This window comes from Leptospira kirschneri serovar Cynopteri str. 3522 CT (assembly GCF_000243695.2).
Classification (GTDB): domain Bacteria; phylum Spirochaetota; class Leptospiria; order Leptospirales; family Leptospiraceae; genus Leptospira; species Leptospira kirschneri.
The window spans coordinates 364,424-389,024 of record NZ_AHMN02000013.1; the positions used below are offsets into that span (position 1 = coordinate 364,424).

Genomic DNA, 24,601 nt, shown 5'->3' on the forward strand with positions numbered 1-24,601 from the left:
AGTTTCTGAAGCTTCGAGAGTAAATTTTCGGATTTGTAATACGCAATTATGCGAGGAAAAGAATAACGTTTCGATGGAACGGCTGCCATTGCATTCAAGTTCCAAAATTCCTGAAATGCGGGAACTCCTGCCAGTTTCTTTTTCGATTTTAGGATAGTTCTAAATAGAATGCATTCGATGGTTGAAAGTTTGTGCGAGTCAGAAATTCGACGGTAAAATTCTTTGTTGTGATCTTAGCGAAGAATGGACAAATATAGCGCGTAAATATTGGAAAGAAAACGGTTTAGAAAATAAAGTTTTTCTAAAGCTTGGATGTGCATTAGAAACTTTGCAAGTGTTGATCGATTCAAAATCTGCACCCGCTTGTGCTTCCGATTTTACTTTTGGACCTTCTACGATCGATTTGTTTTTTTAGACGCGGATAAAGAAAATTATCCGAACTATTATCCGTTGATTTTAAAACTTCTCAAACCGAGCGGACTTTTGATTGCGGATGGGGTTTCACTCGTAAGAAAGAAATTTATTAAATCTTAGAATTAAACATTCAATAACAGTAAACATCTTGCTGACAGTGTGATAACTCTCGATAACAATGAATAGGTTGAACCGCGTCGGAACAAGAATAAGGTTGCTCCGAATTACAGCCTGGAAAAATTCCGGTAGTATTACAAATCCCACTTTCAGAACTTTCCTGGATCAAAATATAGAACCGGTTACTTTCTGAAACGGTTTCTGCGTTCTCATATCGAACTCGATACGTCGATTTGATCTGCGCTTGTGTTGGAGTTCCTGAAATGATTCCTGTAGAGTTATCCAAGTATAAAGAAGTAGGCAAGTCCGGAGCGATTGCAAAAACTCCTTCGGTCGGAGTTATTTTTTTGATTTCAGGAGTATAACTTGTATTTACGTTTTTTGTAAATATAAGAGGAGAATAACTGTTATATGTTATTGAAGGAGGTTCTAGTATCGCTTCTAATTCGGACACGATTGCATAACAATATAAGTCACAGCTAATATTAATAGTAAGCCAAGAAGACGAACAACTAAGAGTTTGAATTGCGATGATAAAAATATATAATTTTTTTTGAATATTCATTTGTTTTATCCTTTAGAATGTTGAAAGGGAGTTCCAAATTAAATTTTTTGAAGAAAATTCAATTTAGGATTATTTCACTTTACGTTTTAATAACAGTAGACGTCGTTCCGACAATCGGAAACCCTAAAATAACATTTAGCCGGTCTAATTGCGTCAGAACACGAAAAGGGGCGTTTAGAGTCACAACCAGAAAAGATCCCGGTCGTATTACAAATTCCGCTTCCTTCACTCTCTTCTACAAAAATGTTAAATGGATTACTTTGAATTTGAGTCTCTTGATTTATAAAATCTACAATATAAACAGATTTGGTTTGGGATAATGTAGGTGTTCCCGAAATAATTCCTGTGGAAGTGTTTAAAGATAAGATATTGGAGAAATTTGGAGAAATCCTAAACGAACCACCTGCAAGAGATGCGTTTCTCAAAATAGGAGAATAACTTGTGTTTATATTTTTTGTAAATACTAACTGAGTTTTTTCGTAAGTTAAAGATGGTTGTAACGCTAAGAATAGGATTATGTTTCTAAAATTTTCTTCCTCATTGTTATCGATCCCGTAGGGATTGAACTTATCAAGATCACAATTTAAAATTGTGATTATTAAAAATATAATCAATAAAGCTTTTTTCACAGGTTAATTACCTCGAATTTTATATGTTTTCTATTGATTTTGTTGTGTCTACTTCCAATTGAGAATTTTTGTTTTAGAAATGAGATTTATAATAAAATAAAAAAAATCCTTTAAGAAATTTTTAAAAATAAGTTTTTAACGTAAGCAAAGCAGGACGTAAGAAGACCGTGTTCTTTAGCCCTGGCCAGTAAATTACATGAAAGAAAAATAATATACTATTTCGTCTTTAGTTGCAATTGATTATAGAACGCGATATTGAGTTCAAGGAATGATACGACTTTAGTTTGAGAGTTTTGCTGAGTTAGTTTCTCTTCGCTTTAATCTATTTTACGTTATACCGAATTTAATCTTCGTCTGTCTCTGAAACTAAACGGTGACTTTTATGTAAAAAAGAGTGAGTATTGTATTGCGATGATAAATAGAGTTGTTGAAAAATTCCATAGTGAAAATTCGTAAAATTGCTTCAATTGTCCATTCAATCCAATACAAACAGATCAAGAATTAATTTTTCAACAACTCTAATGTTTATAACTTAAGAATGATTTGTATTGCTTAGAGCTACGTAATATAGAACCAATCCAATAGTTTACATTTTAAGAATGTGAATTCAGAGTAAGAAAAACGTAGCGAATCCGGTATTGCGGATCGGGCTTTCAGCTTTAGTCAGTAAATTGCATGAAAGAAAAATAATATACTATTTCGTCTTTAGTTGCAATTTATGATAGAACACGATGCATTGAGTTCAAGGAGTTACGGCTTTGGTTTGAGAGTTCTGCTGAGTTAGTTTCTCTTCGCTTTTACGTTATACCGAATTCACGTTAAAATTACAAATCCATTCTTTGCTAAAGATTTTTTGGTTATAATTTTATGATCATTACAAAATGGTTATTTCTAAGTATTCGATTTTAAGGTTCTTTAGATTTTATTCATTTTATCTGAGAGTTTGTTCTAAAACTTTGAAAGGTATCAAATAGTTATTTAGAAATTTCTAATAAACTATTGAAACTTTCATAGGTTATGTCATATCTGAACATTTGTAAATTTTCTCATTATCAAATCGTTTGTAATCTTTAGATTTCGGGACAAACTCTGAGTTATTGACAACGACATAAACAAATAAGCCGGGACTTTAGTTTCGAAAAAATCCTTTTTCTGAAAAATTGATAAGAAGTTCTTTTGCACGAGATGTATTTGGAAAGGTCTTATATTCCAAACATTCTGACATACAAGACTTATCATTTATGATTTTATTTTTTTGAACACTGAGTAGGCCAATATTGATAAGATTTGTATTGTAGTAAAAAAGCAATGTAAAGAACAGAATCAATAAAAAATGTTTTTTAATCTTAATGAGTGGAAATAGGCAGATATAAATTAATGAGTAAATGAATAAAGTATTAATATGATAACGAGATGAAAAAGCCTGTTCGAATCCAAATCCTCCTCTTGTAATTATGAGCGAACTTAAACTTAAAAGTAGAAAGGAAATCATTGAAAGATGAAGTTTTGAAATTTTGCGATAATTCTTATAAAGATATAAAATACCTAAAAACGGAATCATTCCTAAGATTAGTACGAATTTAGAATTGAATACATTTGATAGTAAGGCTAGTCCGTAATAAATCCGATTTAAGAAAAAAAGCTTAGTATTAGAGAAAAATTCAGGATGGCCATTAGGTTTGTTGTATGGAAAGATAATAAAATGATTATTAAAAAAATGAATAACCAAATGAGTAATTTAGATTTATCCTTTAGTAGAAGAGGAACTCCGCTAAGAAAGACAAACATTCCGTTTCCTTGACAAAATACTGCGATTACTGCGAAAAAAATTCCTAAAACGAAATCGATAAATTTTTCTTTGGAAAGAAAGTACAAAGATAAAAATCCAAAGTAAATAACAGGATAATTAGAAAGGGATGCCATTGCCCAAGTTTGGGTTTCCCAATTCGAAAAATTGAATATGGCTAAAAATATTGGAGATATAAGTATAAATCTCCTTTTATCTTCAATTGTATAATAAAGTAACAAAATACATAAAACGATAAATGTATTCCCGATTAGAATTAAATGAGAAAAGTTGATTGTATGAAACACTTTTAAGTAAACTAGGATTACAATTCTTAGGAAAACTAATCTATGTTCATTGTATTGAGCAAATAAAATGGAAATTTTTGAATCGCTTTTCTCCCAGAGATCTAGGAAACCAAGGATTGTATTGTAATCGTCTCCGAATGGAAAATTAACTGAATATTTGCGAATCGTATGAAAATATATGTAAACACTGAAAAGAAAAATAAAGAATGTGGTAATATGAAAAATTAAAATTCTATTTTTCTTTAAGAACTGAATGGTTAAATTCATTTTTAAATTTTAGTTTTACGAAAAGTGAATACTATAACAATACAATTAAAAAATTAAGGTTTCTTTTAGATAATTTATTTTAAAAGTAGAAATACCTTTTATCACGTTTAATGAAAGTCTTTTTAAAACGATTCCTAAAAAATTTAATTTAAAAAATTATAAAGTATAAAATTAGGTCATGAAGTTGAATTATCTAAATCTCATGAGGAATAGATCTAAGTTGCCACCTATAACTTGATAATCTTTTCCATTGTCGTCTGTAAGCCCGGTAGTATATAAATCCCCATTAAAGTCGATTCCAATTCCACCAGGGTATAAAGTTTCTCCTTGTCTTCCAATTTGACGTATCCATTCGATTTGTCCTAGGTAATTGTATTTTGTCAAAAATATATCTTGGTTTCCTAATGGTTCGCTATGCTCATTGATGATATTTCCATTAGTTGAACCCGTAGTAAAAATATTTCCATTCTCATCGGTTGCAACTCCAGTGACTGTAGTTGATCTTTCAATAAGTCGAACATTTTCCCGAGGACCAAATTGTCTGATCCATCTTTGATCTCCATTGAGATCATATTTTATTAAAATTCCGCGCAAACTTGTCCTTTCGTGCGTGCCAAATTCAAGATCTATAAAACTAGACCCTCCAACTAAAACATTTCCGAGTGAATCTACAGTCAGGGAATAGAGTGTTATTCTATCTCTATATAAATTCGTTTGAGTAAAGAATTCTTGATTTCCGTTTTCATTGAATCTAAGAATAAAAAGGTCATCACCTCCTACACCATTGGAATAATTAAACGTTTTATTGGTTCGAAAGTTTGCATTATTTGATATTCCGGCTACATAAATTTGTCCTGAACTTTCATCCACCGCAACTTTCTTTGGGTAGATACTCGCGCCAACTATCGAAATTTGTTTTACCCAAATCTGGTTTCCGTTAGTATCAAATTTAATAATATATCCACCGTCGAGGTTACCGTTTGCATTATCTCCGAATGGCCCGTTAGAAGTTCCAACTACATAAGAATTCACGAATATATCTACTGTGATTCCTTCTGTAAAAACTTTATAAGTGTTATAAACTCCTCTTGCTCTTTTGGGGGCAGCCTGTTTTTTCCAGGCGATGGTACCATCTGGGTTAAATTTAACTAAGAGCCGGTCTCAAAACTACCTATCAAAAAAGTTAAAAGCAATGATAGAGCTTGCGAGATAAAGAGATGCAAGATAATTTTCAGATTTTCTTTCCCAACGAATTAGGATAGCCCTGAATCGATTGTGCCAACTGTTAGTTCTTTCAACGACCCATCGTCTAGGTTTTCCTTTATATTTACCAATGAGAGGCTTCTCACCTTTTTTCCGAATATGAGATTGAATGTTTCTTCTTTTGATTAAAACTTCTATATCTTTGAAATCATATCCTTTATCGTAATAACTTCGTATAGCATACATTATACGGAGTTATACGATCCAAAGTCCATCCGGTATCTCTGAATAATATTTGTCCATTTCACAAGTAAATAATTACGATTCAAAAGTACAACCAGTTTTGAGACCGGCTCTAAGAACATATCCTGATCGGATATAAGCGCCTTTTCAAGTGGGCCATTGGTATAACCAGTTACATACGCGTTTCCGTTTCTATCTGCAGCTAAACCGGTAATTATTAAACTAGTGTTTCGGGAGCCGATTCGTTTCATCCAAAGTTCATTTTGACGAGAATCATATTTTTTTAAAATTACATCTCTAGTCCCGATTTTTAATTCATTTCCAATTAGATTTGCATTTGAATCAGAAGCCACATAAATGAAGCCATTCCCGTCAATTGCAACGTTTGGAATTTTGATCGTATCGGAAGGTATTTCAAGTAACGTAGACCATTCCAAATGGAGAGGGTTTTCGCCGAAAACGAATGGTCTTTCCTCGAAGATAGCTGCGTTTTCACCAATGACAATTGGATTTTCTTCTAAGATATTCGGATTTTGATCAAGATCGATTGGTCGTTCCTCTGGATTTGAAGTAAATGAATTTTGAGGAAGGCTTGAGTTTCCTTGAACCAAAGGAATTAAAAAGTTTTTTATTTCTTTATTAGAAGTTGGTGAACAAGCATAAAAGAATATTATAAAAATTAGAATTGTTAAACGAATCAATATTTTTCTCTCCACCTGAATCATCCAAAATCTAATTTTATTTAATCAAAAAGATCAAGCTGAGCCACTTTGAGTCTTTCTTTTATTGGCGCTCTACAGATTTTGAAATAAATTCCAGTATACTTTTTATTTTTTGACTAAGAATGTCTAAAAAAATTTTAGAAAGATGTAGAGAAGAAGTAGGGTATTTTACCCTACCCTTAAATTGTTTTTGAATTTATGAATAAATAAAATTGTTGAAAAATTCCATAGTGAGGATTCGTAAAATTGCTTCAATTGTCCATTCAATCCAATATAAACAGATTAAGAATTAATTTTTCAACAACTCTATTGTTTATAACTTAAGAGTGATTTGTATTACTCAGGGCTACGTAATATAGAACCAATCCAATAGTTTACATTTTAAGAATGTGAATTCAGAGTAAGAGAAACGTAGCGAATCCGGTATTGCGGATCGGGCTTTCAGCTTTAGTCAATGAATTGTATGAAAGAAATATACTATTTCATCTTTAGTTGCAATTTATGATAGAACGCGATGCATTGAGTTCAAGGAGTGAGACGGCTTTAGTTTGAGGAGTTCTGCTGAGTTAGTTTCTCTTCGCTTCAATCGGTTTCATATTGATTCTATCGAATTTACGTGAAACGGCACTTTGAAATAAACATATAGGTATTCAATTCGATAGAGATGAGTAAAAAACAATTTTCCTTAAGATGTAAGACTTCTTCACCATCTTTTAAAATTTAATACTTTCTATTTTTTGAATATATAATTTTTTAAAGTAGATTTGATTTTAAAATTCATCAAGTCTTCAATTCAAAAGAAGTTGTTCTACAAAAATAAATGTAACAATATAAATTGGCAGTGGTTTGAATGCAGTGACTACTTATTTTAACGTGAATTCGATGTAAAAAAAATCAGAAAGAATTTTCTGAAAGTAGTAGTTCCTACAATTTTAGAGAAAATGGCGCCCTTGAAAACCGTGGATTAAAATTTGTTCGTAAAATCGTGATTTGCAGTAGTTCCCACATTTTAGAAACCAATCTGTAAAATTCAAATCTCAACTTTTTTAGAAAAATGAATTCCTTGCTCTGAACTCAAGTAGTATTAGGATTTATTAATGAAAAGATTTCATCCATTCCTTTTATTGCTAGAACGTATGAAAATGGTACCAGAAAATAAATGGGCGATTTTACAAAGACGTAGAGAAATTTTTAAAAAATTATATCTAACTTGAAATCGTTGGCTTTCTGTGTGATATTCTAAGTTTTTAAACAAGTTCAGTATTATTTCCATACTTCCGAGTAATAGGATATGTTTGAGGAATGGATTCTCTAAATTTTAGAAAAAAACGTTTTAATACATTTATATAGTATAATATACTTTTATTCTTAAGAAAAATTATTTGTAAATTAAAAAAGTTTTTAAGAAATGACTCTTTAAAAAATAATTTTTTCCAGTTCTTTGCAGAGAATTTTTACAACTTGATAGTTTCGAAACCATTTCTTATCTGAGGGGATTAGATGCCATTCCTTAGATTGATCTTTATCGTTCAAGATCATTTCATAGGCGGATTGATAATCATTCCAACGGTCTTGAGTTATTTGATCTGAAGGATCGTATTTCCAATTTTTATCCGGATCAGAAATTCTCTCTTGAATTCTTTTTAATTGTTCTTCTTTGGAAATGTGTAGAAAGAATTTCAAAATTACGGTTCCATTTTCTCTAAAAAGGTGTTTCTCGAAGTCACGGATCGATTCCATTCTTTCATTGATTCTTTTATCCGAAAGAGTTCCTTGAATCTTAGGAATAATTACGTCTTCATAATGGGAACGATTGTGAATATAGATCATACCTTTCGGAGGAACATATTTATGAATTCTCCAAAGAAAATCAAATTGTACCTCTTCCGAATTTGGTATTGACCAAGATTTAACATAACAACCTTGGGGGTTGATTCCGGTAAAAACGTGTTTGATCGTACTATCTTTACCGGCCGTATCTACACCTTGTAAAATGATAAGAATCGAATGTTTTTTTAGCGCATATAACTTTTCTTGAAGATAAGAAAGATTCCTAACGTATTCTTCCGTTTTTTGAATCACTTCCTCTTTGAGTTTATCTTTTGGTGGAAGGGTATCTATTTCTTTAAGGCGCATTTAAATTTATTTTGAAATCATTTTTTAAAGAGGTCTATTAATGATAAAACCGATTTACGAACGGATCTAAAAATTGGAAGTGAAGATAGTTTCAAAAGTTGGAATATTAGATCTAACCCTTTGTCGATTAAAAATTCAGTTTTTCTTTTATGAGTAGAATCGTCAAAAAGCCAAACGTATATGATCCCGAGTTGAAAAAGCCAAAATAATAAAGGAAGATCTTCTTTTAGATCGGAAGGAAAAGGATTTTTTGAGCCCGAAATCGCGTTCCTAAAAATGGAAATTGCGTCTTCTCGAATTTGTTTTGTTTCCTCGCTAAACGGAGAAAGAGGGTGTTTGGGATCTCCGCCGCTTCTAGAAAGAACGTGTAAAAATTTTTCGTAACCAATAAATTGTCCAAGTTTAAATCGAATTATATTTTTAATTCTGTCTTTAAGGTCAGAGTTAGATTTACAAAATTCAATACTTTGAATATTCGCTTCTTCTTGAGTAGTTCTATAGAATTCTAGAACGATTTCTTCTTTTGTTTTAAAATGATAATAAGACGCTCCTACTGCCAAGCCAGCTTTTTTGGCGATGGTGCGCATCGTAGTTTCGTCATAACCTTCTTTTTGAAAAGATAAAATTGCAGTTTTAAAAAGAAGAGACCGGGTTTGTTGTGATTTACCGGTCTCTTTTTGTTTTGCGTTTTTTTTCCGAATCATGTCGGGATTTAAGATTCTCCGAAAGTATTTGAGATTTTCTTTCTGAATTTTGCAAACAAAAATAGATTGAAAAAATGCATCGCTCCCAGGATTAAAAGGACGATTCCAACTTTTTTAGTCAGGACTTCAATACATTCCGCCAAATCCAGAGGTTTTTGTTCGGTGCTCAAAGAAAGACTAATATAACCTATGTTGATCAGATAAAATCCTACGATCAAAAGGTGATTGATCGAATCCGCTAATTTTTCTTCTCCGTTAAACATTTTTACAAGAAAAATTCTACCGTTATGAAAGAGAGTTCTTGCGACCCAGATTGTCATTAGAATGCTGATGATTAAATATCCGAAATAAAGGCCGATCGTATAAGGACCGGAACCAGGTTTAGAATGTTTGAGACCTTGAGCGTTCAAAAAAGAAACTACGGCTGTATTTTCATAATGAGCGGCCACGTCTAACGCGTTTTCGCCATGACGATTCAGACTCTGTGAATATGGATATTTAGAATAGTATAATTCTATAATTTTACTATCGGGGAATTGAGCGGCGTAGTGGATTGGAAAATCCCCTGCGTAATCGTTATCTGATATTATTGATGAAGATTCGTCGTTTACCTTGTCTAAGATATATTGAAGCATTTTTGTGTCATTGCTTTCGATTGCGAAAAAAACGACACTTCTTCCTCTGCTATCCTTTTGATTTAGTAATTCCGGTTTGGATGCAAGAATTTTCTGAGTCTGTGACAGATCTCCATTACGTACTGCTTTCAAAAAATCGGACATAGAATCTGCAAAGGTTGAAGACGTAACTCCGAATAATATCATTCCAAAAATGATTTGTTTCATGGCGTTCTCCAGAAATTGAACATGTTCAAATTATGGAGAAATGTTTCTTTTTGTCAAAACAATTTTTTGAACACGTTCAAAAATATTTAATGAAATTATTGAGACATTAGAATACCAATATTTTGTATTCAAACGGGTTTACGATAAATTCGTGAATTTATACTTTTAAGTAATGATAATTTTATTCAGGCTATAGAGATTCTTGAAATTCGTTTTTCTATTTTTTTCAAAATGCAATTTCCTCCTAAATTTTTTTGGCACAAAAAAAACGAAAACCGTTGGCATAGATGAAACAATTGGAGGATCCAATCATGATTCAGAAAAAAATAGTGATGTTGGTATTTTTAATTTTACTCTTTTCTAACTGTCATAAGACAGAAGATAAACAAGATAACAATTTACTTCTACTTCAGGCCTTAGCCATTCAAGATCCAGGAATTGCGGGACTATTAGCTCCTATGGATCTTATGCGCTCTATGGGTGGTTCAAGTGGAGCCGGAGCTTATTCTAAAGGTATCGTATCTCCTTTTCAAACAACCAGTACTACCGAAGAAGTTTCTACTGTATGTCCATCAGGTGGAAAGATGCTGCACACTGGTGAATGGAACGAAAGTGATTCTCAAACTGGGGCGAGTTTTCAATATTCTCTTAAAGTAAAGTATATAGATTGTAGAATCATGGGTCGTGACACATCCGGCACTGGAGCCAATAGAATTATGGCTTTGAACGGTGAGGCTACGATGGAAGGAAGAGCAGATCTAGTATTTGATGTCGGTTTTGCTCCTCAAGATGCAAAGCCTGAACTCAGATATACTATGAATTCTACTTCTATAAACAATTTTGATTCTTATACCGTAAACGGGCATGCGTATCCTAAGACAGATATTACTGCTAAAACAAGTAATGGAAAATATGCCTTTAAACACATGGATGATGTAGATAAAGCAACGATGACCGTGGATGAAACTTTAGAAGTCACCGGAAAGAGTGGAGAAGAAGAAATCAATCAAGTGATCAAGTATAAAAGTACAACTAAACTTCACTAATTCTATTACTGCCGAGTAAAAGTCTCGGCGGTTTTTTAATCAAAATTTTTCTTTCAAAAATTACCCTAGGCCTGCCTTAAAAACTTGATCTTGAATTTTTTAATCCAATGTAGTAGTTTCCACAAAAATTAAGTTAACTTGATAAATTTATACTTTTTGAATGCGTTTTTTAACGAAGTTTTTGTATAATTCCATCATAAAAATTGAAAATCTATTTTATAGAGGTTTTCTTACGAATAGAGTTTTTGAAAAATTCTATAGTGGAGATTTGCAAACTGTTTCAATTGTCCATTTCAACACAACGGAAACAGATGAAGAATTCATTTTTTAACAACTCTAATATATAAAATTCTTACAATGACTTGTTTATGAAAGGAGAGGATCGCATTTTTACTTAGCTTTTTGTAATATTCAGAACTATATAACAGAATACTCAATAGAGTTGTTGAAAAATTCCATAGTGAAAATTCGTAAAATTGCTTCAATTGTCCATTCAATCCAATACAAACAGATCAAGAATTAATTTTTCAACAACTCTAATATCTTGCATTCAAACAGCTCTTTATGATGGATATTTTTAGAATAGGTTCGATAAAGTCCAAAATTCTGTAACTCTAATCTAGAGCCAAATCCATAAAAATGATGTGGTTTGAAATTTGTGAATTGTTTTCTCTAAATTGGCCATAAACGTAAAAACGCTAAGACGAGAGAAATCAGTATATCAAATACCTTTTCTAAGAACGTTTGAGTCATTTGTTTAAAAAATGATTGAGTCCGAAATAGATATATCTACAATGGATATATGGTGATTAAAGAAGAATCAATCGAAACGAAAGGAATCACTCCGGCGATGTTTCATATTCTTCTTTCTTTGGCGGAAGGACCGCAACATGGATATGGAATTGGAAAATCAGTGGAAATTTCCTCGGGAGGAAACTTTCATCTTGGACCGGGAACTTTGTATAGAACTTTAGAATTGATTCGGGGTTTTGGCTGGGTTCGATATTCCAAAAAGAAAGTAATGGAAAATGACGATCCTAGAAGGCTCTATTACGAAATTACTTCTAATGGTAAAGAGATACTTGTTTATGAGCTTAAAAAAATGGAAACAACTTTAAAAAGAGCGAAGAAGTTAAAACTGTTGGGAAATTGAAAATGATTTTTCGATGTTTTAAGGTCCTAATTCAAATTGTATATCCTGTTTCTTTTTCAAAAAAAATGAAAAATGCGATTCAGATTCATCTGGAAGATTCATATCGGGACGGATCATTTCGAATATTTTATTTATTTGATATTCTAATATCTGGTTTTCGAGAAAGAATTTCGAGCGAAATGAGATCGTTTCGACTTTTATGGGAATATGATCATCGTTCTGTCTTTGGTCTTATGATCTTAATTCCATGGAATTTATTTTTAATTCTGATGTTTGCAAGTTTGTTTATAGGTGGACCGGGTTGGTTGAAGTTTTTTCATAATTTTCCTTATGAAAGAAACGTTTCTGCCGAATCCATTTTTCCTTTTTTATTATTTCTTGCTGTGATTTTACTTGTTCAGGACTTATTTCTTTTCAAAAAGAAAAGATCTGTTTTTAAAAGATATTCTTATCTGTTTTATATAAATATGAGTTTAGTAGTTCCTTTTTTTCTAATTTTAGTTCTTTGAGGAGTTTATGAAAATTTTTGCACTGAGTATTTTAGTTTTAGTAGTTTTACTTGTAGCGTTCCTATTTTATATGGGCGCCTTTGATCGAGTTCTGGTTCAAGAGGAAGTCAAAGGACCGTTTTACGTTCTTTCGCATGAAAGGATCGGAGATTATAGAAATGTTGGACTTACGTTCGAAGCACTTCAAAAAGAACTACCTGAAAGAGGAATTCGAAATTTTAAATTGTTCTCCATATATTTGGACAATCCGAACGAGGTTCCTAAAGAAAAGCTACGATGTGAAGTAGGGGCTCTTTTTTCGGAACCATTAGAAAAAATTCCAGTCGGACTTTCTTTAGAGTTGAAACCAAGAACCATTCCTTCTAAAAAATATCTTACTGCAGAGTTTCCATTGAGAAACTTTCTTTCTATTTTTCTTGGAATCTACAAGGTCTATCCGAAACTTTTTAGAGCTTGTGAGGAAAGAGGCTGTGATCTCAAAGGAAGAGCATCCATTGAAATTTATGAGCCCCTTACAGAACACAAGACTACATATCTTTTGCCTTTAGATTAGAGAAGTTTACTAAATTCCATCTTAAGAGTAAATTAAAATATTTTGAATATATATTCAAAAGTGATAATATTAAATTTTTAAGATAGATAACGTGAGTTTTGTATAACACAATAGGAGTGATGCTGAGAGGAACTCAGTAGAAGGCTCTCTCAAACTAAAGACGATGATTGTATCATGTTTTCTGTATATAATTTATTGATTAGAGTTGAGAATCTGGTCCGGCTGCCTGTGGCAAGCCGGATTCAACCAAACTCAATTTCTTACTCCCTACAAGTTGTTCTATAGATCGCAGCATGATAATTGTCTTTATATTGCTCGAACTAAAAGTTGTGGATTACTTCAAAAAATCAATTCATTGTGAAATAGATAACATTGGATAAGGACTCGTAAAAGCTAAATGTGGGAACTACTGCAAATTTAGATTTTACCGGCAAATTTCGAAAGTGTAGGAACTCTTACAAATTTCGATTACGAAAAATAAATATTTAAAAATCTGTAATGTGACTTAATCTGTGGGAACTACTGCAAATCTAGATTTTACAGTAAAATTGTGAAAAAACAAGCAATCGTTTTCTTTACAACAATGTTTGTTTTATCAGCGCTTAAGTTTTTAATTTCTGAACTCGTACATCAAACATTATAATCTGTCCTCTGAACGAGCCCTAGATTCTTTTTTAATTCGTGTAAGTTACATAAGTAAAATCTAAAATTCTTATTAGAAATGAATAACGGATTTTAGATTTTCCGTATTTCCCGAAAAACTTTCCTTTTTAAAAAAAGTCTGAGAAGAATTTACTAAATCTAAATAACCGTCTCGGAACACTGACAGATCTTTTTGAGAATCGGGAGAATTTTTTCCAGAAACGTCCGAAAGTGCAGCGAGTGCGAATGTCTCAAACGCTAGGTCAGCTATATAAATCCGATTTAGATCTAATTCCTGAGAACTTGAATGATCCAGTAGATTTTGTAAAAGTTCCGATTTTTTACGGATCGTTTCCGCTGCTTTCGAGCTTGAATCTGTGATTTCTTCTACGTATTTAAAAAATGCTTTTGCAACTTTTTCTCTTTTAAATCCGCGGAGTACGTGTTCGCTTAACAATAAATGGGTTCCTTCCCAGGTTTCATTTATTATGGAATCGTTATGTAATCTAGGAAGAGCGGAAAAATCGCCTACGATACCATTTCCGCCTAACACTAAAATGGAATTGTAGGTGATCTCTGTGGAAATAGCGGAACATTTATATTTTAAAAGTGGGGCAAGCACTTCTCCCGCGAGTTTTAAAGTTTCAGGGGTATGAAAATGTCTGAAAATAGAAGTCAACATTGCGGTGTGTTTGAGCCTTTGGTCGCTGAGTTGTTTTAGTAAAGAAGAAAATTCTAATATTTTACTGCCATAAGCAGTCCTAAATTTGGCGTATTCGTAGGCTTCCATCCATCCTCTTCTAGAAATTCCGGAAGCCGCAATGGATACGTGTAGTCTTGAAATCCCGATCACGTATTTGATCAAGTTGGCGATTCCGTGCGCGGGTCTTCCGAGCGCTTCCGCTTCGACTCCGTCATAAACGATTTCTACGGTGAGTTTACCTCTGGAACCGATAATATCTTTTTTACGTAAAATATGATGTCCGTTTAACGTACCGTCGTCTTTAATCCTAGGAACTAAAAACATTCCGATAGTGTTTGTATCTTCTACTCTTGCGGTCGTTACCCAAAGATCTCCCGGATTAGAACAGAACCATTTTTCTCCTGTGAGAATCCATTTACCGTTATCTTGTTTTCTTGCGATCGTTCTGTTGGCGCTTACGTTGGAACCCCCGACTCTTTCGGTTACATATTGTCCTGCCATAAAATGGGATTGGCTTCCTTCACCTGCAACAAGAGGAAGATATTTTTCTTTTTGTTCTGAAGTTCCAAGAGCTTCCAAAACTTTAATCATACCTTCGGTCATCGCAAGCGGACAAGTGACTCCACCTTCTCCATTTTGATTCGCGAGATAAGCAAGAGCGTAACGATGTAAATCCGTAAAAGGATGTTTCCAAGATGAATGATAATTTAGATTTACGATTCCATAGTCGTACGAAATTTTTCTAGAAAGTTTTTGTTCGTTAGAATATACAACCGCGTCGATTCGATTTCCGGTTCGATCGTATTTAACGATTTCGCCGTATTTTCCTTCTTTGTGAGAAGCTTCCGTAAGTTCATCTAGAATTCCACCAACCAAGGCGCCATAACCGAAAAGATGTTCGATCATGGCCTTCTTGTGTGTAGAATCGTAACCTTTGGAATATTTTTCTACAAGTGTCTGTAAAACTCTGTCTTCTTCGTAAAAGTTTTTTCCTCGATTGCCTTTATAGTTCGAAATATCAAAAGGAGCAAGTCCAGGATTTGTTGATTGATTGGATGGATACTGCATCGTTCTTTCCTAATTGATTCAGGTGAATCGTTTTATTTTTAAAGTCTGTTTCAAAATCTAAAAGCGCGGAAACTCAAACAATAAAATTATAAACTCTTAAGGTTATATTATCAAGAAACTCTAATATAATCCCGTAAACTTTATTTGAAAAACAAAATAATCGATAAGAACTACTTTATTCTTTAAGACCTTGTATTTAAAAAAAGATTTTTTGGAAAGTATAACTTCGCTTGCTTTGAGGGCGAGCGAAAAAAGAAGAATAAACGTGAACATACGTTCTTAAATTTCAAAAAACCGAGCCGTTTTACGTTTTATATGTAACGTGAATGAATACGAAAGAGATCGATGAATGAACTAAAGCACAACGCTCTCTATGAATCGCGTTATCTTTAAGGTTCGTTTTCAATCAAAGAAGAAGAATATCCTTCCGGGGTTTCGTATCCCATCACGTCTAAGATTGTGGCCGCTACGTTTGCAAGACCTGGGTTGGAAAGATTGGACCTGAATCGAATTTTATTTTCAGGATCTAAAACGGAAATCGGAACCGGATTGAGAGTATGACTCGTTTTAGGAATCGGATTTCCATGGGAATCCCTTTCAACATTTCCTTTTTTATCTAATTGAAACATTTCGTCGGCGTTGCCGTGATCTGCAGTAATCAATAAAACAATATTCTGTTTTTCGCATATTTTCCAGAGACGTTCCACACAACCGTCCAAAAACTCCATCGCTTGAACGGTAGCCGGATAATTTCCGGTATGACCTACCATATCACCGTTAGCGTAGTTCACTCGATAAAAATCTTGTTTATTTTCATTCAGCGCTTTCTCCAACGCTTCGGTGATTAGAAGGGCTTTCATTTCAGGACTTTGATCAAATGGAATCACGTCCGAAAGAATTTCGCGGTATTCCTCTGAGTTTTGATCGAAGTAGCCACTTTTATTGCCGTTCCAAAAATAAGTAACATGACCGTACTTTTGCGTTTCGGATAACGCGTATTGAGGTATGTTCGAGTTTGCCATATATTCGCCTAACGTTCGATCGATGGCCGGAGGAGCCACTAAAAAACGTTCCGGAAGTTTGAGATCCCCGTCGTATTGCATGATTCCCGCATATAGAACATTAGGAAGAGGCCCACGGTCAAATTTATCAAAATTTTTTTCAGTAAACGCCAGAGAAATTTCGATCGCCCTATCGCCTCTGAAGTTTGTAAAAACGACCGAGTCCCCATCCTGAATTTTACCGACCGGTTTTCCATTATCAGAAATTACAAATGAGGGAAGATATTGATCGATTATTTTTGGATCTTCTGAACGAAAGGTTTCAATCGCTTCTTTTGCGGAGGAAAAATATCTACCTTCTCCTTTGACGTGAACCTTCCAACCTCTTTCCACCATGGACCAATCCGCTTCGTAACGATCCATCGTGATCGTCATTCTTCCACCGCCTGAAGCGATTCGGATGTCCGTGCCGTCTTTTCTAAGAGAGTCTAACCAAGTTTCAAAAGGATTCAAATAATCTAATGCAGATTTTTCGGGAACGTCCCTACCATCTAAAAGAATATGAAGTCTGATCTTAGGAACTTTCTCTAAAATCGCCCGTAAAATTAAAGCTTTTGTGTGATCAATGTGAGAATGAACGTTCCCGTCCGAAAAAAGACCTAACAGATGTAAGGTGGAATTGTTCTTTTTAGAATTCCCGATCACTTCTTTCCAGGCTTGACCGTTAAAAATATCACCGGATGCAATCGAATTAGAAACTAATTTGGCGCCTTGATCGAAAATACGTCCTGAACCAAGAACATTGTGCCCAACTTCTGAATTTCCCATGTCGTCATCTGACGGCATTCCTACCGCTTTTCCGTGAGCTTGAAGATGAAGCGTTGGGAACTGATTCCAAACTCGATTTAAAAAAGGAAGTTTTGCGCCTGCAATTGCATTACCAAATTCCGGACCTTTGGGAGAATAACCGACTCCGTCTAAGATAATGAGTAAAACTTTTCTAGACCGAAAGGTGTATTTCTTTGAAAGCTTCATATTAGGAATCATGGAAACAGTTGTCTATAGCGGAAGTCAAGAGATTCAAATATTAAAAAAACTTGGAAATTTGCTTTCCTTTCTTAAATCAAATGAAAAGATAAGAAGCTGTACTAGAAGTTTGTGATATTACGTTTAATGTTAAAAATAACAAAGTGTATAAGTTTGTTATAATAAAAAAATACAACGAGTGTTTTCTTAGATTCGTTGTATGAATCGTTTGACAGATCTGAATTGGAGATAAACAATAACAATTTCCTAAGTTGATGTACGACTTTGAGAAATTTAAAAAGAAAGTTTGATCTCGGAACTAGTGATAAGGTTTTTTCGGAGACTTAAGTCTTACGAGAATTTAATAATGATTTCAATGTTGTTGACGGTGCAAATGGATGAGTAAGCCGGTTTTAAATCCAGCGTTCGGTGGCGCAAACCAAGCGCAAAGCTTTTTAAAAGTTAAAAAGATTAATGAAGTAGTCAGTTATTATCTGAATGATCGACTGACTCATTCTGTTTATAAAGCGATCGTTACACAAACGAGTCATAAACACGTTCGATCTCAAAATTTATTCCAAGTGGAATCTAAGGTTCCAGAAGCTCCTGAACTTACAACTGCGGAAGTGGCGTTTCATATCAAAAGATTATTAGAAGACGGTGTTGTTCTTCAATTTGCTTACTTCTATGTAGATCCTGCCACATCCGAATTGAAACTGAAACCTTGTTATGTAGCTTATTCGGATGCAGAATTAGGAGATCTTACTCGAATTTATCTTTTATTGGTGGATCTTTCCGTTAATTCGATACTATCTTATTTAGAAAGTAGACCTCCGCTTGGAAAAGAAATGTTATGGGAGGATTTAGAGTCGGATTTTAAAGGAGAGAATGTACAAAAATTAAAACTCTTTTTTAATCCTGAAAGTTATTTTCAAGCTCCGAATATTAGCATTCCCTTAAATCCGGAATATGTAAAAGATATGTTGCTCGAAATCACGGATGGGCTGGTTAAAAAAGGAAGAATTCGGGAAATACCGGAAGTTGGATATTTAGTCGTAAAAATAAAAGAACTTCAAACGTTATTCGAGCTTGTGGATGAATTTCACTTTAAAAAAGTATTTCCTAAATATAAATGGGCCTTATCCGACGCGTTTGTTGCAATTTCTCAAGAAGAAAGAATGCACGCAAACGATCCGTCTGCAATTCCGACTACTCTATTTGGTAAAAAAAGAGCGAGAGCGATCGAAAAAGCGTTAGAGACAGATTCCGAAATAAAATCGAAACACAAATTGATGGGAGTGGAACTCATACTCAATTTAAGTGATGAGATTGAAAATACACTCAAGTCTTCTTATCAGGAACAACTTCGAAATCGTTTTCATGAAATGACGGATCATCTTTCCAAACAGGTAGGCCGTTGGGATAAACTTATATTATTTATTTCTGATGAGGAATTTAGAACGTATCCGACCGAGTTAAAAAGGCTTTTAACGGAAGATAGACATATCGCGTATTCTCCTTGGGAGACCAAAGGAATTACAATACATACTTTTATGAGAATGGATACGGAAACTGTTCGGTCCATGATCAAATCACTTTCAACTGCAGCTAATGTAGAGGCTTGGAAAATATTAGGTATTCGTAATTTAATTGAATTGAACGAAGATTCTATTCATTCCGTCTTTAAAGACGAAGAGTTTGTAAAAAATTACGGAAAGGTTCTTCGTAAGGGTTACGTTAGATACTTTCCTTGGTACTTTTCGATTTTGGATTTTGTCGGAGTTGCAAAACTACTGCAGGATTTATTTTTTCAAGGAGCTAAGGAAAAAATTCGTTCTGAACAATCCTATTTCAAATCCAAAAATAGGGATGCCGCTTTTAAGTTGGAACAAAGCAAAATTCAGGAAAAATTAAAAGATGATGAAAAAATCAAATCTTTGGAACAAAAGTCCAAACTTTCGGAAGCTTTGAATCAATATTATTTTGAAAGAAATATTCCACCCGTATTAAAGGAAATTCTTTATGAGGTTCCGGGATTTTCACCCGAGTTGATTCATCAAATTGTAGATCGTGAGAAATTTGTACTCATACAAGATTCTTCAGGAGATAAGATGGATTCGATCCTGATGTATCCAAACGACGAATCTTTTCGTTTTAGAGCAAAAGAGATTCATAAGGTTTTGACCGAAAAAAAGAAAAGTTTAGATTTTAAATTTAGAAACAAAGAAGAGGATTTTCAGGGAGAGAAAATTGCAAAAACCTTAAAGTATTTGGATTCTTGGTTTGCGTCTAAGCCGGAACAAACTCATACTTCTAAAGAAGGTAAAAATAATTCAAATGAAGATCCTTATGAAAATTTTCGAAAGGAAATCGTAAAAATCAAAGGTAAAGAAAAGATTTCAACTTAGAAGTTTGTTATATTGTGGAAACTACTTCAAAGTCGACGCTAAAAACTCGAAGTGCGAAGACAGTAACCCATATTAAAAATTCTTTATAAATAGCGTAAGAAATAAGAAAGAATTTTCTAACCTAACGTGAGTTCGGTGTAAGAAAATCTTGGCGAATAGAAAACTTTCGCAACAACTTGGGTTTTTAGGAAAGTTTTAAAATCGAATCGTATAAACGAGATTAGGTGTGATTTCTGTAGATCCATTCATCTGATTTCTAACCACAAGGGTTGAAAATTTCCATCCTTCCGGATTTGGATCTGAAAGTAAGGTCTGTAACTTTTGATAATCTTTAGCTAATAAAAAGGTATGTATCAACTGTAATCCGTAAATAGCGCCTAACAGCCATTGGGCTTGATTGTATTGAGAGGTAGCATGATCATAACTGTTGAAATAAGGATTGGTTGCAGTCGCCGTGGTTAAAATTCTAGTGATCAATGCGGTTGTGCGAACCGTTTCGTCGGAACTGATCGGGTTTAAATTCGGATCTGCAAATGCAGCAATTGTGATTGCGGTTGAATTAAATCTATAATCGTTTTCTTCTGTTATAGCTTTTTCCTTACAATTATTAGCGTATAAAGCAGCGCCTGCAAAAAGTAAAAAACTGATGATTGCCCATCTTTTTTGTCCTACTTTCCATTGACCCCAACCGGGAAGAATTGCGGATCTTCCCGTGATTGCCCATCGAGTGTCTTGCCAGGAAAGTTGAGTTGTAATCGGATCTGTATGATGAACGGGTGGTTTGGTAGTAATAACTTCTTTTTTTTTGAATTCTTCTTTTTTAGGATCTTTCAAATTGATTTCGGAAATTTCGGCTTTAGGAATGGTTTGTAATTTGCCGTTCACTTCTATCTGAACTTCGGTTCTAGATTGATTGATAATTTTACCTTGAAGAGTTTTTCCGTTTTTAAGAACGATTGAACTTGCTGTTAGAGGTAAATAGAATAGAATCATTAAAACGAAAATTCCCGAAGAGGTTATAAGTTTATACGTTCGAGACATAGAATTATGATTCCAGCCATGAAATTTTAGAATTCATCTTTTGTGCAAGAAATTATCTTTTTGCTTGAAAAAACAAGTAGAAATTGGTGATTCTTGATTACCGTGGCACATACTTCCGAGTTAGAGAAACTCTATAACCACAATAAAGACGATTTATTTCATTATATAAGAAAATCGTTCTATGATGAAAATTCCGCCCAAGATATACTACACGATTCTTTTCTAAATTTTTTTAAATATTATGAAAATAGAGATATTCCAGATCCTACTTCTTGCAGGATGATTTTATTTAGAATTGCAAGAAATTTAATTATTAATCATTCTAAATCGTACTATCAACGGAATGTATCTCTGGTAGGAGAAGATGCTGCTAGTAATTTCACGTCTAAATCTCCAAGTCCTGAATTTTCTGTGATGGAAAAAATCGATCAATTGGATGTAAAAAATATCATAGATTCGCTCTTAGATACGATTTCTGCGGAATATAAAGAAGCTTTACTTTTAAGATACCAACAGGATTTGAAACTGGATGAAATTTCTAAAATTCTTGGAATGAGCATTTCCGGTGTTTCCAGATTGATTGAAAGAGCGGAGAAGGCCTTGGCTCAAGAAGGTAAAAAAATAGGTTTTCAACCTGCGAATTATATATAATAAAATATTTTTTGATTCTTCTTATATTTCCAAAAGTGAAGAATTCGGACTACTTTGATAAAAAAAATTAGAAATAAAAAAAAAAGCTCAAATTGACTCATTTAGTTTTGTTTAACGAACAGGAAGCGGCGCAAACACGGGAAGCATAAATATGAAAGATAAAACAAATACTCCCGAATTTGAAGCATATGCGAAATTCCTAAAAGAAAAGGGGTCGGCAACTCAGCTTCCTGTTTTTGATCCGAATTGGATCGGAAAACAACCTCGTTTTATCGTAGAGGACAAAATTATGAATGTCCCGACTGATAATACCAAAATTCTTCGTTTCCCAAAGGCTGTGTGGTTCGCTGCTGCCGCCATTTTATTATTTACGATCGGAGTTTGGATTACATTTCGTACTACAAAACCCGAGTCTGAAATTGTCCGAGGAACTACTTTAAAGGCTGCTGTAGTTTTTGTAAAAGGTCAAGTCTCCGTTATGAGAGACGTAGAGATGAAATTACACCGAGGTGATCTTTTAAATGAATCCGATATAATTCTTACCGGTGCGGGTGGAGCATTGGATATAGGTTTAACCGATTCTAGCGTCGTAAGAGTGAAAGAAAATAGTAAATTGATTTTGAAACAGTTGAGAGAGGACAACGGATCTCAGATTAAAATCAATCTAACTTCGGGTAGGGTATTGAACATAATAGAAAAAGAGAAAAAAACGAGTAACTTTTACGTAGAAACACCTTCTGCGGTTGCTGCTGTGAGAGGAACTTCTTTTGAAGTTAATGCGTCTGAAAGCGAATCAATGGTTTTTGTCGTAGAAGGAGCGGTAGAAGTAACTTCTTTAAATGTTACAAAGAAAATATATATATTAGAAAGAAGTAAATTAATAACCGTGAACAAGGACGGAGAAATCGAATCGATTGATATTTCTAAATTGAATTCTACTCTGCCAGAATATAAGGAAATGAGGAAGAATCTTGGAAGTCTAGATAGCGAACTTCTTTTAGACGTTCAAAATTTAAAATCTGCGAAAACCGAAGAAGAGTTAAGCAAAGTTTATGATCTGAGTATTGAACGTATTATTATGAAAGATGGAAGAGAGTTGAGAGGTGTAGTTGTTTCTCAGAAAAAAGGAAAACTAGTGGTTCAAACTTTGAAAGGTTCGTATATTATAGATGAAGAGGCAGTGGATAAGATTAAATATTAAGATTTTATTTTATACCTATATTTTTCTATCAATTAAGCCGCTTGATAATAAGGTCCAGCGGCTTTTTATTTTTTAATTCTAAAATTGTAGGAACTCATACTTTTAGAAAATTATTTCTCAGTCGAACCCACGTTCAATGAGATTTAAATTTTAATGATGGCCGTAAAAAACAGCGATTTTGTGCATAAACCGGATGGACGATGATTCTTTTTGCATCTCATAGTAGTTCCCACAATTTTCAAAGTTTAACTGGTAAATCCATGATTTGTGAGAGTTTCCACATCTATTTTTTTTACGAAAGCGTTTGAAACTAAAGCACAACGCTCTCTACCATAACCTTACCCACAAGTTGAATAGGATTTTAGAATAAGAAGGCTCAAAAACGCACATTATTCAAGTGTTCCGACAAGAATGAGTCTTTTTACTTGCAAAAAGCATGTTTTTCTGATAGAGAAAAGTCTTCCGAATTTCTCCACCTGAATTGCGACCCATGGGAAGCAATTCATTGAGTTGCCCCACCCAAAAATAAGGGCGGGAACTCAGTTTTACAGAGGATTTGTCGTAATTCCCACAGATTTAATATTGAGATCCAAATACTTGTGGGTAGGGTTATGACTCTCCATGGATCGTTCGAAGTGACTCAGTGTCTCACTCTCCATGGATCGTTCGAAGTAACTCAGCGTCTCGCTTCTACGGTCGCTCGACAGGTCGCGTTCTAAATTGAATCTAAAGACGATTGTTGTATTATGTTTCCTGTATGCAATTTATTGACCAGAGGGCTGCCTGTGGCAAGCCGGATTCGCCCCGGTTTTCTTACGCCCTGCTCACGTTAGCTATGAAATTTGCTAGCTGCGATGACAACCCCGTTGCACCTGAGTTTATTATTCGCCCCAATTTTCTTACATCGAACTCAGGTTCAATTAGGAATCTAAGTGGTCGTAGATCCAAGAATCTAAGGACCAAGAACCTCCTCCGAAAAGTAAAAGTGAAATTCCCATAGAAACCGAAAGAATGTGGTATTCGAATCCTTCTCCGTTTTGGTTACCGAACCAGTTCATAAAAAAACCGATTTCTTTATGAGTCCATCCTGCAACTGCTAAAGTACATGTAATCCCAAATGCGGAAAGCCTTGTGCAAAGACCTAATAAAATGCCGATTGATCCGAAAAATTCAGATACGATTGCTAATATAGATAAGATGACCGGAAACTGAGCGGTATTTACCAGATAATCCATGGAAGCTTCGTAGCCCAGACCTCCGAACCAACCTAAAAGTTTTTGAGCTCCGTGTGGAAAAATACATATTGAAAGCCCGAGTCTAAGCAAAAGAGGAGAAAGCGATTCTTTTGTTGAGAAGAAATTCTGAATCATAGTGATAAACTCCAAAGTATTCTTTTCGTTGATGAACTTTTAAAAATAGGTAAAGGGATAAAAAATCAAAAGAAAAATGTGTTGGATGTGAGAGTTCCCACATTTTGTAGGTTTTATAAGTCTGATTCAAAATTTGAGAGTGGAAATTCATTCAGAACTTTAATAGCAAAAGTTTGTTTAAAAAAATCTATCAGCTATTCTAGGAGACATAATTTATAGAAACTACTGCATTGAATGAATTTTTGCGGCTCGAACGTATAAAAATGAGACCAAAAATTAACAGTCGATTCTAT

The 24,601-nt window shown here is 33.9% G+C and carries 18 protein-coding genes and 4 pseudogenes; 9 read left to right on the forward strand and 13 right to left on the reverse strand.

Annotated features, from left to right (window positions below):
• Positions 1-181: 181 nt before the first annotated feature.
• Together LEP1GSC049_RS2000000229160 and LEP1GSC049_RS210120 are read left to right on the forward strand one after the other, a co-directional pair.
• Positions 182-415: an O-methyltransferase gene (locus tag LEP1GSC049_RS2000000229160; RefSeq protein ID WP_004751401.1), complete on the forward strand. Its 234-nt coding sequence runs from the start codon at positions 182-184 to the stop codon at positions 413-415.
• Positions 313-534 (forward strand): O-methyltransferase, encoded by a 222-nt coding sequence (locus LEP1GSC049_RS210120; protein ID WP_082285893.1) that lies wholly within the window; start codon positions 313-315, stop codon positions 532-534. The genes LEP1GSC049_RS2000000229160 and LEP1GSC049_RS210120 overlap by 103 nt, the downstream gene beginning before the upstream one ends.
• Before the next feature lie 10 nt (positions 535-544).
• On the opposite strand, the gene LEP1GSC049_RS210115 is transcribed toward LEP1GSC049_RS210120, so the two are convergent.
• The 9 genes and pseudogenes from LEP1GSC049_RS210115 to LEP1GSC049_RS210085 all read right to left on the reverse strand — a co-directional run bounded on the left by LEP1GSC049_RS210115 (position 545) and on the right by LEP1GSC049_RS210085 (position 9,936).
• Positions 545-1,096 carry an Ig domain-containing protein gene (locus LEP1GSC049_RS210115; protein ID WP_004751464.1) on the reverse strand — a complete coding sequence of 184 codons (552 nt, stop codon included), beginning with the start codon at positions 1,094-1,096 and terminating at the stop codon, positions 545-547.
• A gap of 86 nt (positions 1,097-1,182) precedes the next feature.
• A complete protein-coding gene (locus LEP1GSC049_RS210110) occupies positions 1,183-1,725 on the reverse strand; it encodes a putative Ig domain-containing protein (protein WP_004757884.1) in 543 nt (180 codons plus the stop codon).
• Positions 1,726-2,854: 1,129 nt separating this feature from the next.
• Positions 2,855-4,086: pseudogene (locus LEP1GSC049_RS02000000224830) on the reverse strand (hypothetical protein).
• A 189-nt stretch (positions 4,087-4,275) separates the two neighbouring features.
• A pseudogene (locus tag LEP1GSC049_RS210105) lies at positions 4,276-5,238 on the reverse strand (SBBP repeat-containing protein); the annotation flags it as partial.
• Between the two features lie 15 nt (positions 5,239-5,253).
• Positions 5,254-5,511, reverse strand: a pseudogene (locus tag LEP1GSC049_RS210100) (transposase); the annotation flags it as partial.
• Between the two features lie 137 nt (positions 5,512-5,648).
• Positions 5,649-6,233, reverse strand: a pseudogene (locus LEP1GSC049_RS02000000224835) (SBBP repeat-containing protein); the annotation flags it as partial.
• A gap of 1,437 nt (positions 6,234-7,670) precedes the next feature.
• A complete protein-coding gene (locus tag LEP1GSC049_RS210095) occupies positions 7,671-8,390 on the reverse strand; it encodes a PPK2 family polyphosphate kinase (protein WP_016561057.1) in 720 nt (239 codons plus the stop codon).
• Between the two features lie 17 nt (positions 8,391-8,407).
• Positions 8,408-9,094 carry a TetR/AcrR family transcriptional regulator gene (locus LEP1GSC049_RS210090; protein ID WP_004751414.1) on the reverse strand — a complete coding sequence of 229 codons (687 nt, stop codon included), beginning with the start codon at positions 9,092-9,094 and terminating at the stop codon, positions 8,408-8,410.
• Between the two features lie 8 nt (positions 9,095-9,102).
• A complete protein-coding gene (locus tag LEP1GSC049_RS210085) occupies positions 9,103-9,936 on the reverse strand; it encodes an ankyrin repeat domain-containing protein (protein WP_016561062.1) in 834 nt (277 codons plus the stop codon).
• A gap of 311 nt (positions 9,937-10,247) precedes the next feature.
• On the opposite strand from LEP1GSC049_RS210085, the gene srpB reads away from it, so the two are divergent.
• From srpB to LEP1GSC049_RS210065, 4 genes are all read left to right on the forward strand, one after another.
• On the forward strand, positions 10,248-10,982 hold the full coding sequence (srpB, locus tag LEP1GSC049_RS210080) for a sigma factor SigX-regulated lipoprotein SrpB (protein WP_016561008.1): 735 nt from the start codon (positions 10,248-10,250) through the stop codon (positions 10,980-10,982).
• An 805-nt stretch (positions 10,983-11,787) separates the two neighbouring features.
• Positions 11,788-12,135 carry a PadR family transcriptional regulator gene (locus tag LEP1GSC049_RS210075; RefSeq protein ID WP_004751578.1) on the forward strand — a complete coding sequence of 116 codons (348 nt, stop codon included), beginning with the start codon at positions 11,788-11,790 and terminating at the stop codon, positions 12,133-12,135.
• A 2-nt stretch (positions 12,136-12,137) separates the two neighbouring features.
• Positions 12,138-12,644: a hypothetical protein gene (locus tag LEP1GSC049_RS210070; RefSeq protein ID WP_004751638.1), complete on the forward strand. Its 507-nt coding sequence runs from the start codon at positions 12,138-12,140 to the stop codon at positions 12,642-12,644.
• Between the two features lie 7 nt (positions 12,645-12,651).
• The gene (locus tag LEP1GSC049_RS210065; RefSeq protein WP_004751487.1) at positions 12,652-13,197 is read left to right on the forward strand and encodes a GyrI-like domain-containing protein; all 546 of its coding nucleotides are present in this window, start codon (positions 12,652-12,654) and stop codon (positions 13,195-13,197) included.
• Positions 13,198-13,912: 715 nt separating this feature from the next.
• Here the strand turns inward: LEP1GSC049_RS210065 and LEP1GSC049_RS210060 are convergent.
• Positions 13,913-15,610, reverse strand: a complete 1,698-nt coding sequence (locus tag LEP1GSC049_RS210060) for an acyl-CoA dehydrogenase family protein (RefSeq protein ID WP_004751604.1) — start codon at positions 15,608-15,610, stop codon at positions 13,913-13,915.
• 389 nt (positions 15,611-15,999) lie between these two features.
• Positions 16,000-17,646: a 2,3-bisphosphoglycerate-independent phosphoglycerate mutase gene (gpmI, locus tag LEP1GSC049_RS210055; protein WP_004768117.1), complete on the reverse strand. Its 1,647-nt coding sequence runs from the start codon at positions 17,644-17,646 to the stop codon at positions 16,000-16,002.
• Positions 17,647-18,035: 389 nt separating this feature from the next.
• On the opposite strand from gpmI, the gene LEP1GSC049_RS210050 reads away from it, so the two are divergent.
• Positions 18,036-20,045, forward strand: coding sequence for a hypothetical protein (locus tag LEP1GSC049_RS210050; protein WP_004751645.1), 2,010 nt, complete (start codon positions 18,036-18,038; stop codon positions 20,043-20,045).
• 195 nt (positions 20,046-20,240) lie between these two features.
• Here LEP1GSC049_RS210050 and LEP1GSC049_RS210045 read toward each other — a convergent pair whose 3' ends face one another.
• Complete coding sequence (locus LEP1GSC049_RS210045) at positions 20,241-21,086, reverse strand: LA_0442/LA_0875 N-terminal domain-containing protein (protein WP_004768111.1); 846 nt, start codon at positions 21,084-21,086, stop codon at positions 20,241-20,243.
• A gap of 102 nt (positions 21,087-21,188) precedes the next feature.
• Here LEP1GSC049_RS210045 and LEP1GSC049_RS210040 point away from each other — a divergent pair, with 102 nt between their 5' ends.
• Both LEP1GSC049_RS210040 and LEP1GSC049_RS210035 read left to right on the forward strand, forming a co-directional pair.
• Complete coding sequence (locus LEP1GSC049_RS210040) at positions 21,189-21,737, forward strand: RNA polymerase sigma factor (protein ID WP_025175848.1); 549 nt, start codon at positions 21,189-21,191, stop codon at positions 21,735-21,737.
• Positions 21,738-21,888: 151 nt separating this feature from the next.
• Entirely contained in the window at positions 21,889-22,938 is a 1,050-nt protein-coding gene (locus LEP1GSC049_RS210035) for a FecR family protein (RefSeq protein WP_004762233.1), read from the forward strand.
• A gap of 920 nt (positions 22,939-23,858) precedes the next feature.
• On the opposite strand, the gene LEP1GSC049_RS210030 is transcribed toward LEP1GSC049_RS210035, so the two are convergent.
• Positions 23,859-24,308 carry a DoxX family protein gene (locus tag LEP1GSC049_RS210030; RefSeq protein ID WP_004751467.1) on the reverse strand — a complete coding sequence of 150 codons (450 nt, stop codon included), beginning with the start codon at positions 24,306-24,308 and terminating at the stop codon, positions 23,859-23,861.
• Positions 24,309-24,601: the final 293 nt, after the last annotated feature.

What these genes read in the sequence shown, in the direction of transcription:
- LEP1GSC049_RS210095 (WP_016561057.1), bottom strand. Translation starts at nt 8,390, where the DNA reads ATGCGCCTTAAAGAAATAGATACCCTTCCACCAAAAGATAAACTCAAA.
- LEP1GSC049_RS210035 (WP_004762233.1), top strand. Translation starts at nt 21,889, where the DNA reads ATGAAAGATAAAACAAATACTCCCGAATTTGAAGCATATGCGAAATTC.
- LEP1GSC049_RS210115 (WP_004751464.1), bottom strand. Translation starts at nt 1,096, where the DNA reads ATGAATATTCAAAAAAAATTATATATTTTTATCATCGCAATTCAAACT.
- LEP1GSC049_RS210120 (WP_082285893.1), top strand. Translation starts at nt 313, where the DNA reads ATGTGCATTAGAAACTTTGCAAGTGTTGATCGATTCAAAATCTGCACC.
- LEP1GSC049_RS210085 (WP_016561062.1), bottom strand. Translation starts at nt 9,936, where the DNA reads ATGAAACAAATCATTTTTGGAATGATATTATTCGGAGTTACGTCTTCA.
- LEP1GSC049_RS210070 (WP_004751638.1), top strand. Translation starts at nt 12,138, where the DNA reads ATGATTTTTCGATGTTTTAAGGTCCTAATTCAAATTGTATATCCTGTT.
- srpB (WP_016561008.1), top strand. Translation starts at nt 10,248, where the DNA reads ATGATTCAGAAAAAAATAGTGATGTTGGTATTTTTAATTTTACTCTTT.
- LEP1GSC049_RS210065 (WP_004751487.1), top strand. Translation starts at nt 12,652, where the DNA reads ATGAAAATTTTTGCACTGAGTATTTTAGTTTTAGTAGTTTTACTTGTA.
- LEP1GSC049_RS210060 (WP_004751604.1), bottom strand. Translation starts at nt 15,610, where the DNA reads ATGCAGTATCCATCCAATCAATCAACAAATCCTGGACTTGCTCCTTTT.
- gpmI (WP_004768117.1), bottom strand. Translation starts at nt 17,646, where the DNA reads ATGAAGCTTTCAAAGAAATACACCTTTCGGTCTAGAAAAGTTTTACTC.
- LEP1GSC049_RS210030 (WP_004751467.1), bottom strand. Translation starts at nt 24,308, where the DNA reads ATGATTCAGAATTTCTTCTCAACAAAAGAATCGCTTTCTCCTCTTTTG.
- LEP1GSC049_RS210045 (WP_004768111.1), bottom strand. Translation starts at nt 21,086, where the DNA reads ATGTCTCGAACGTATAAACTTATAACCTCTTCGGGAATTTTCGTTTTA.
- LEP1GSC049_RS210050 (WP_004751645.1), top strand. Translation starts at nt 18,036, where the DNA reads ATGAGTAAGCCGGTTTTAAATCCAGCGTTCGGTGGCGCAAACCAAGCG.
- LEP1GSC049_RS210090 (WP_004751414.1), bottom strand. Translation starts at nt 9,094, where the DNA reads ATGATTCGGAAAAAAAACGCAAAACAAAAAGAGACCGGTAAATCACAA.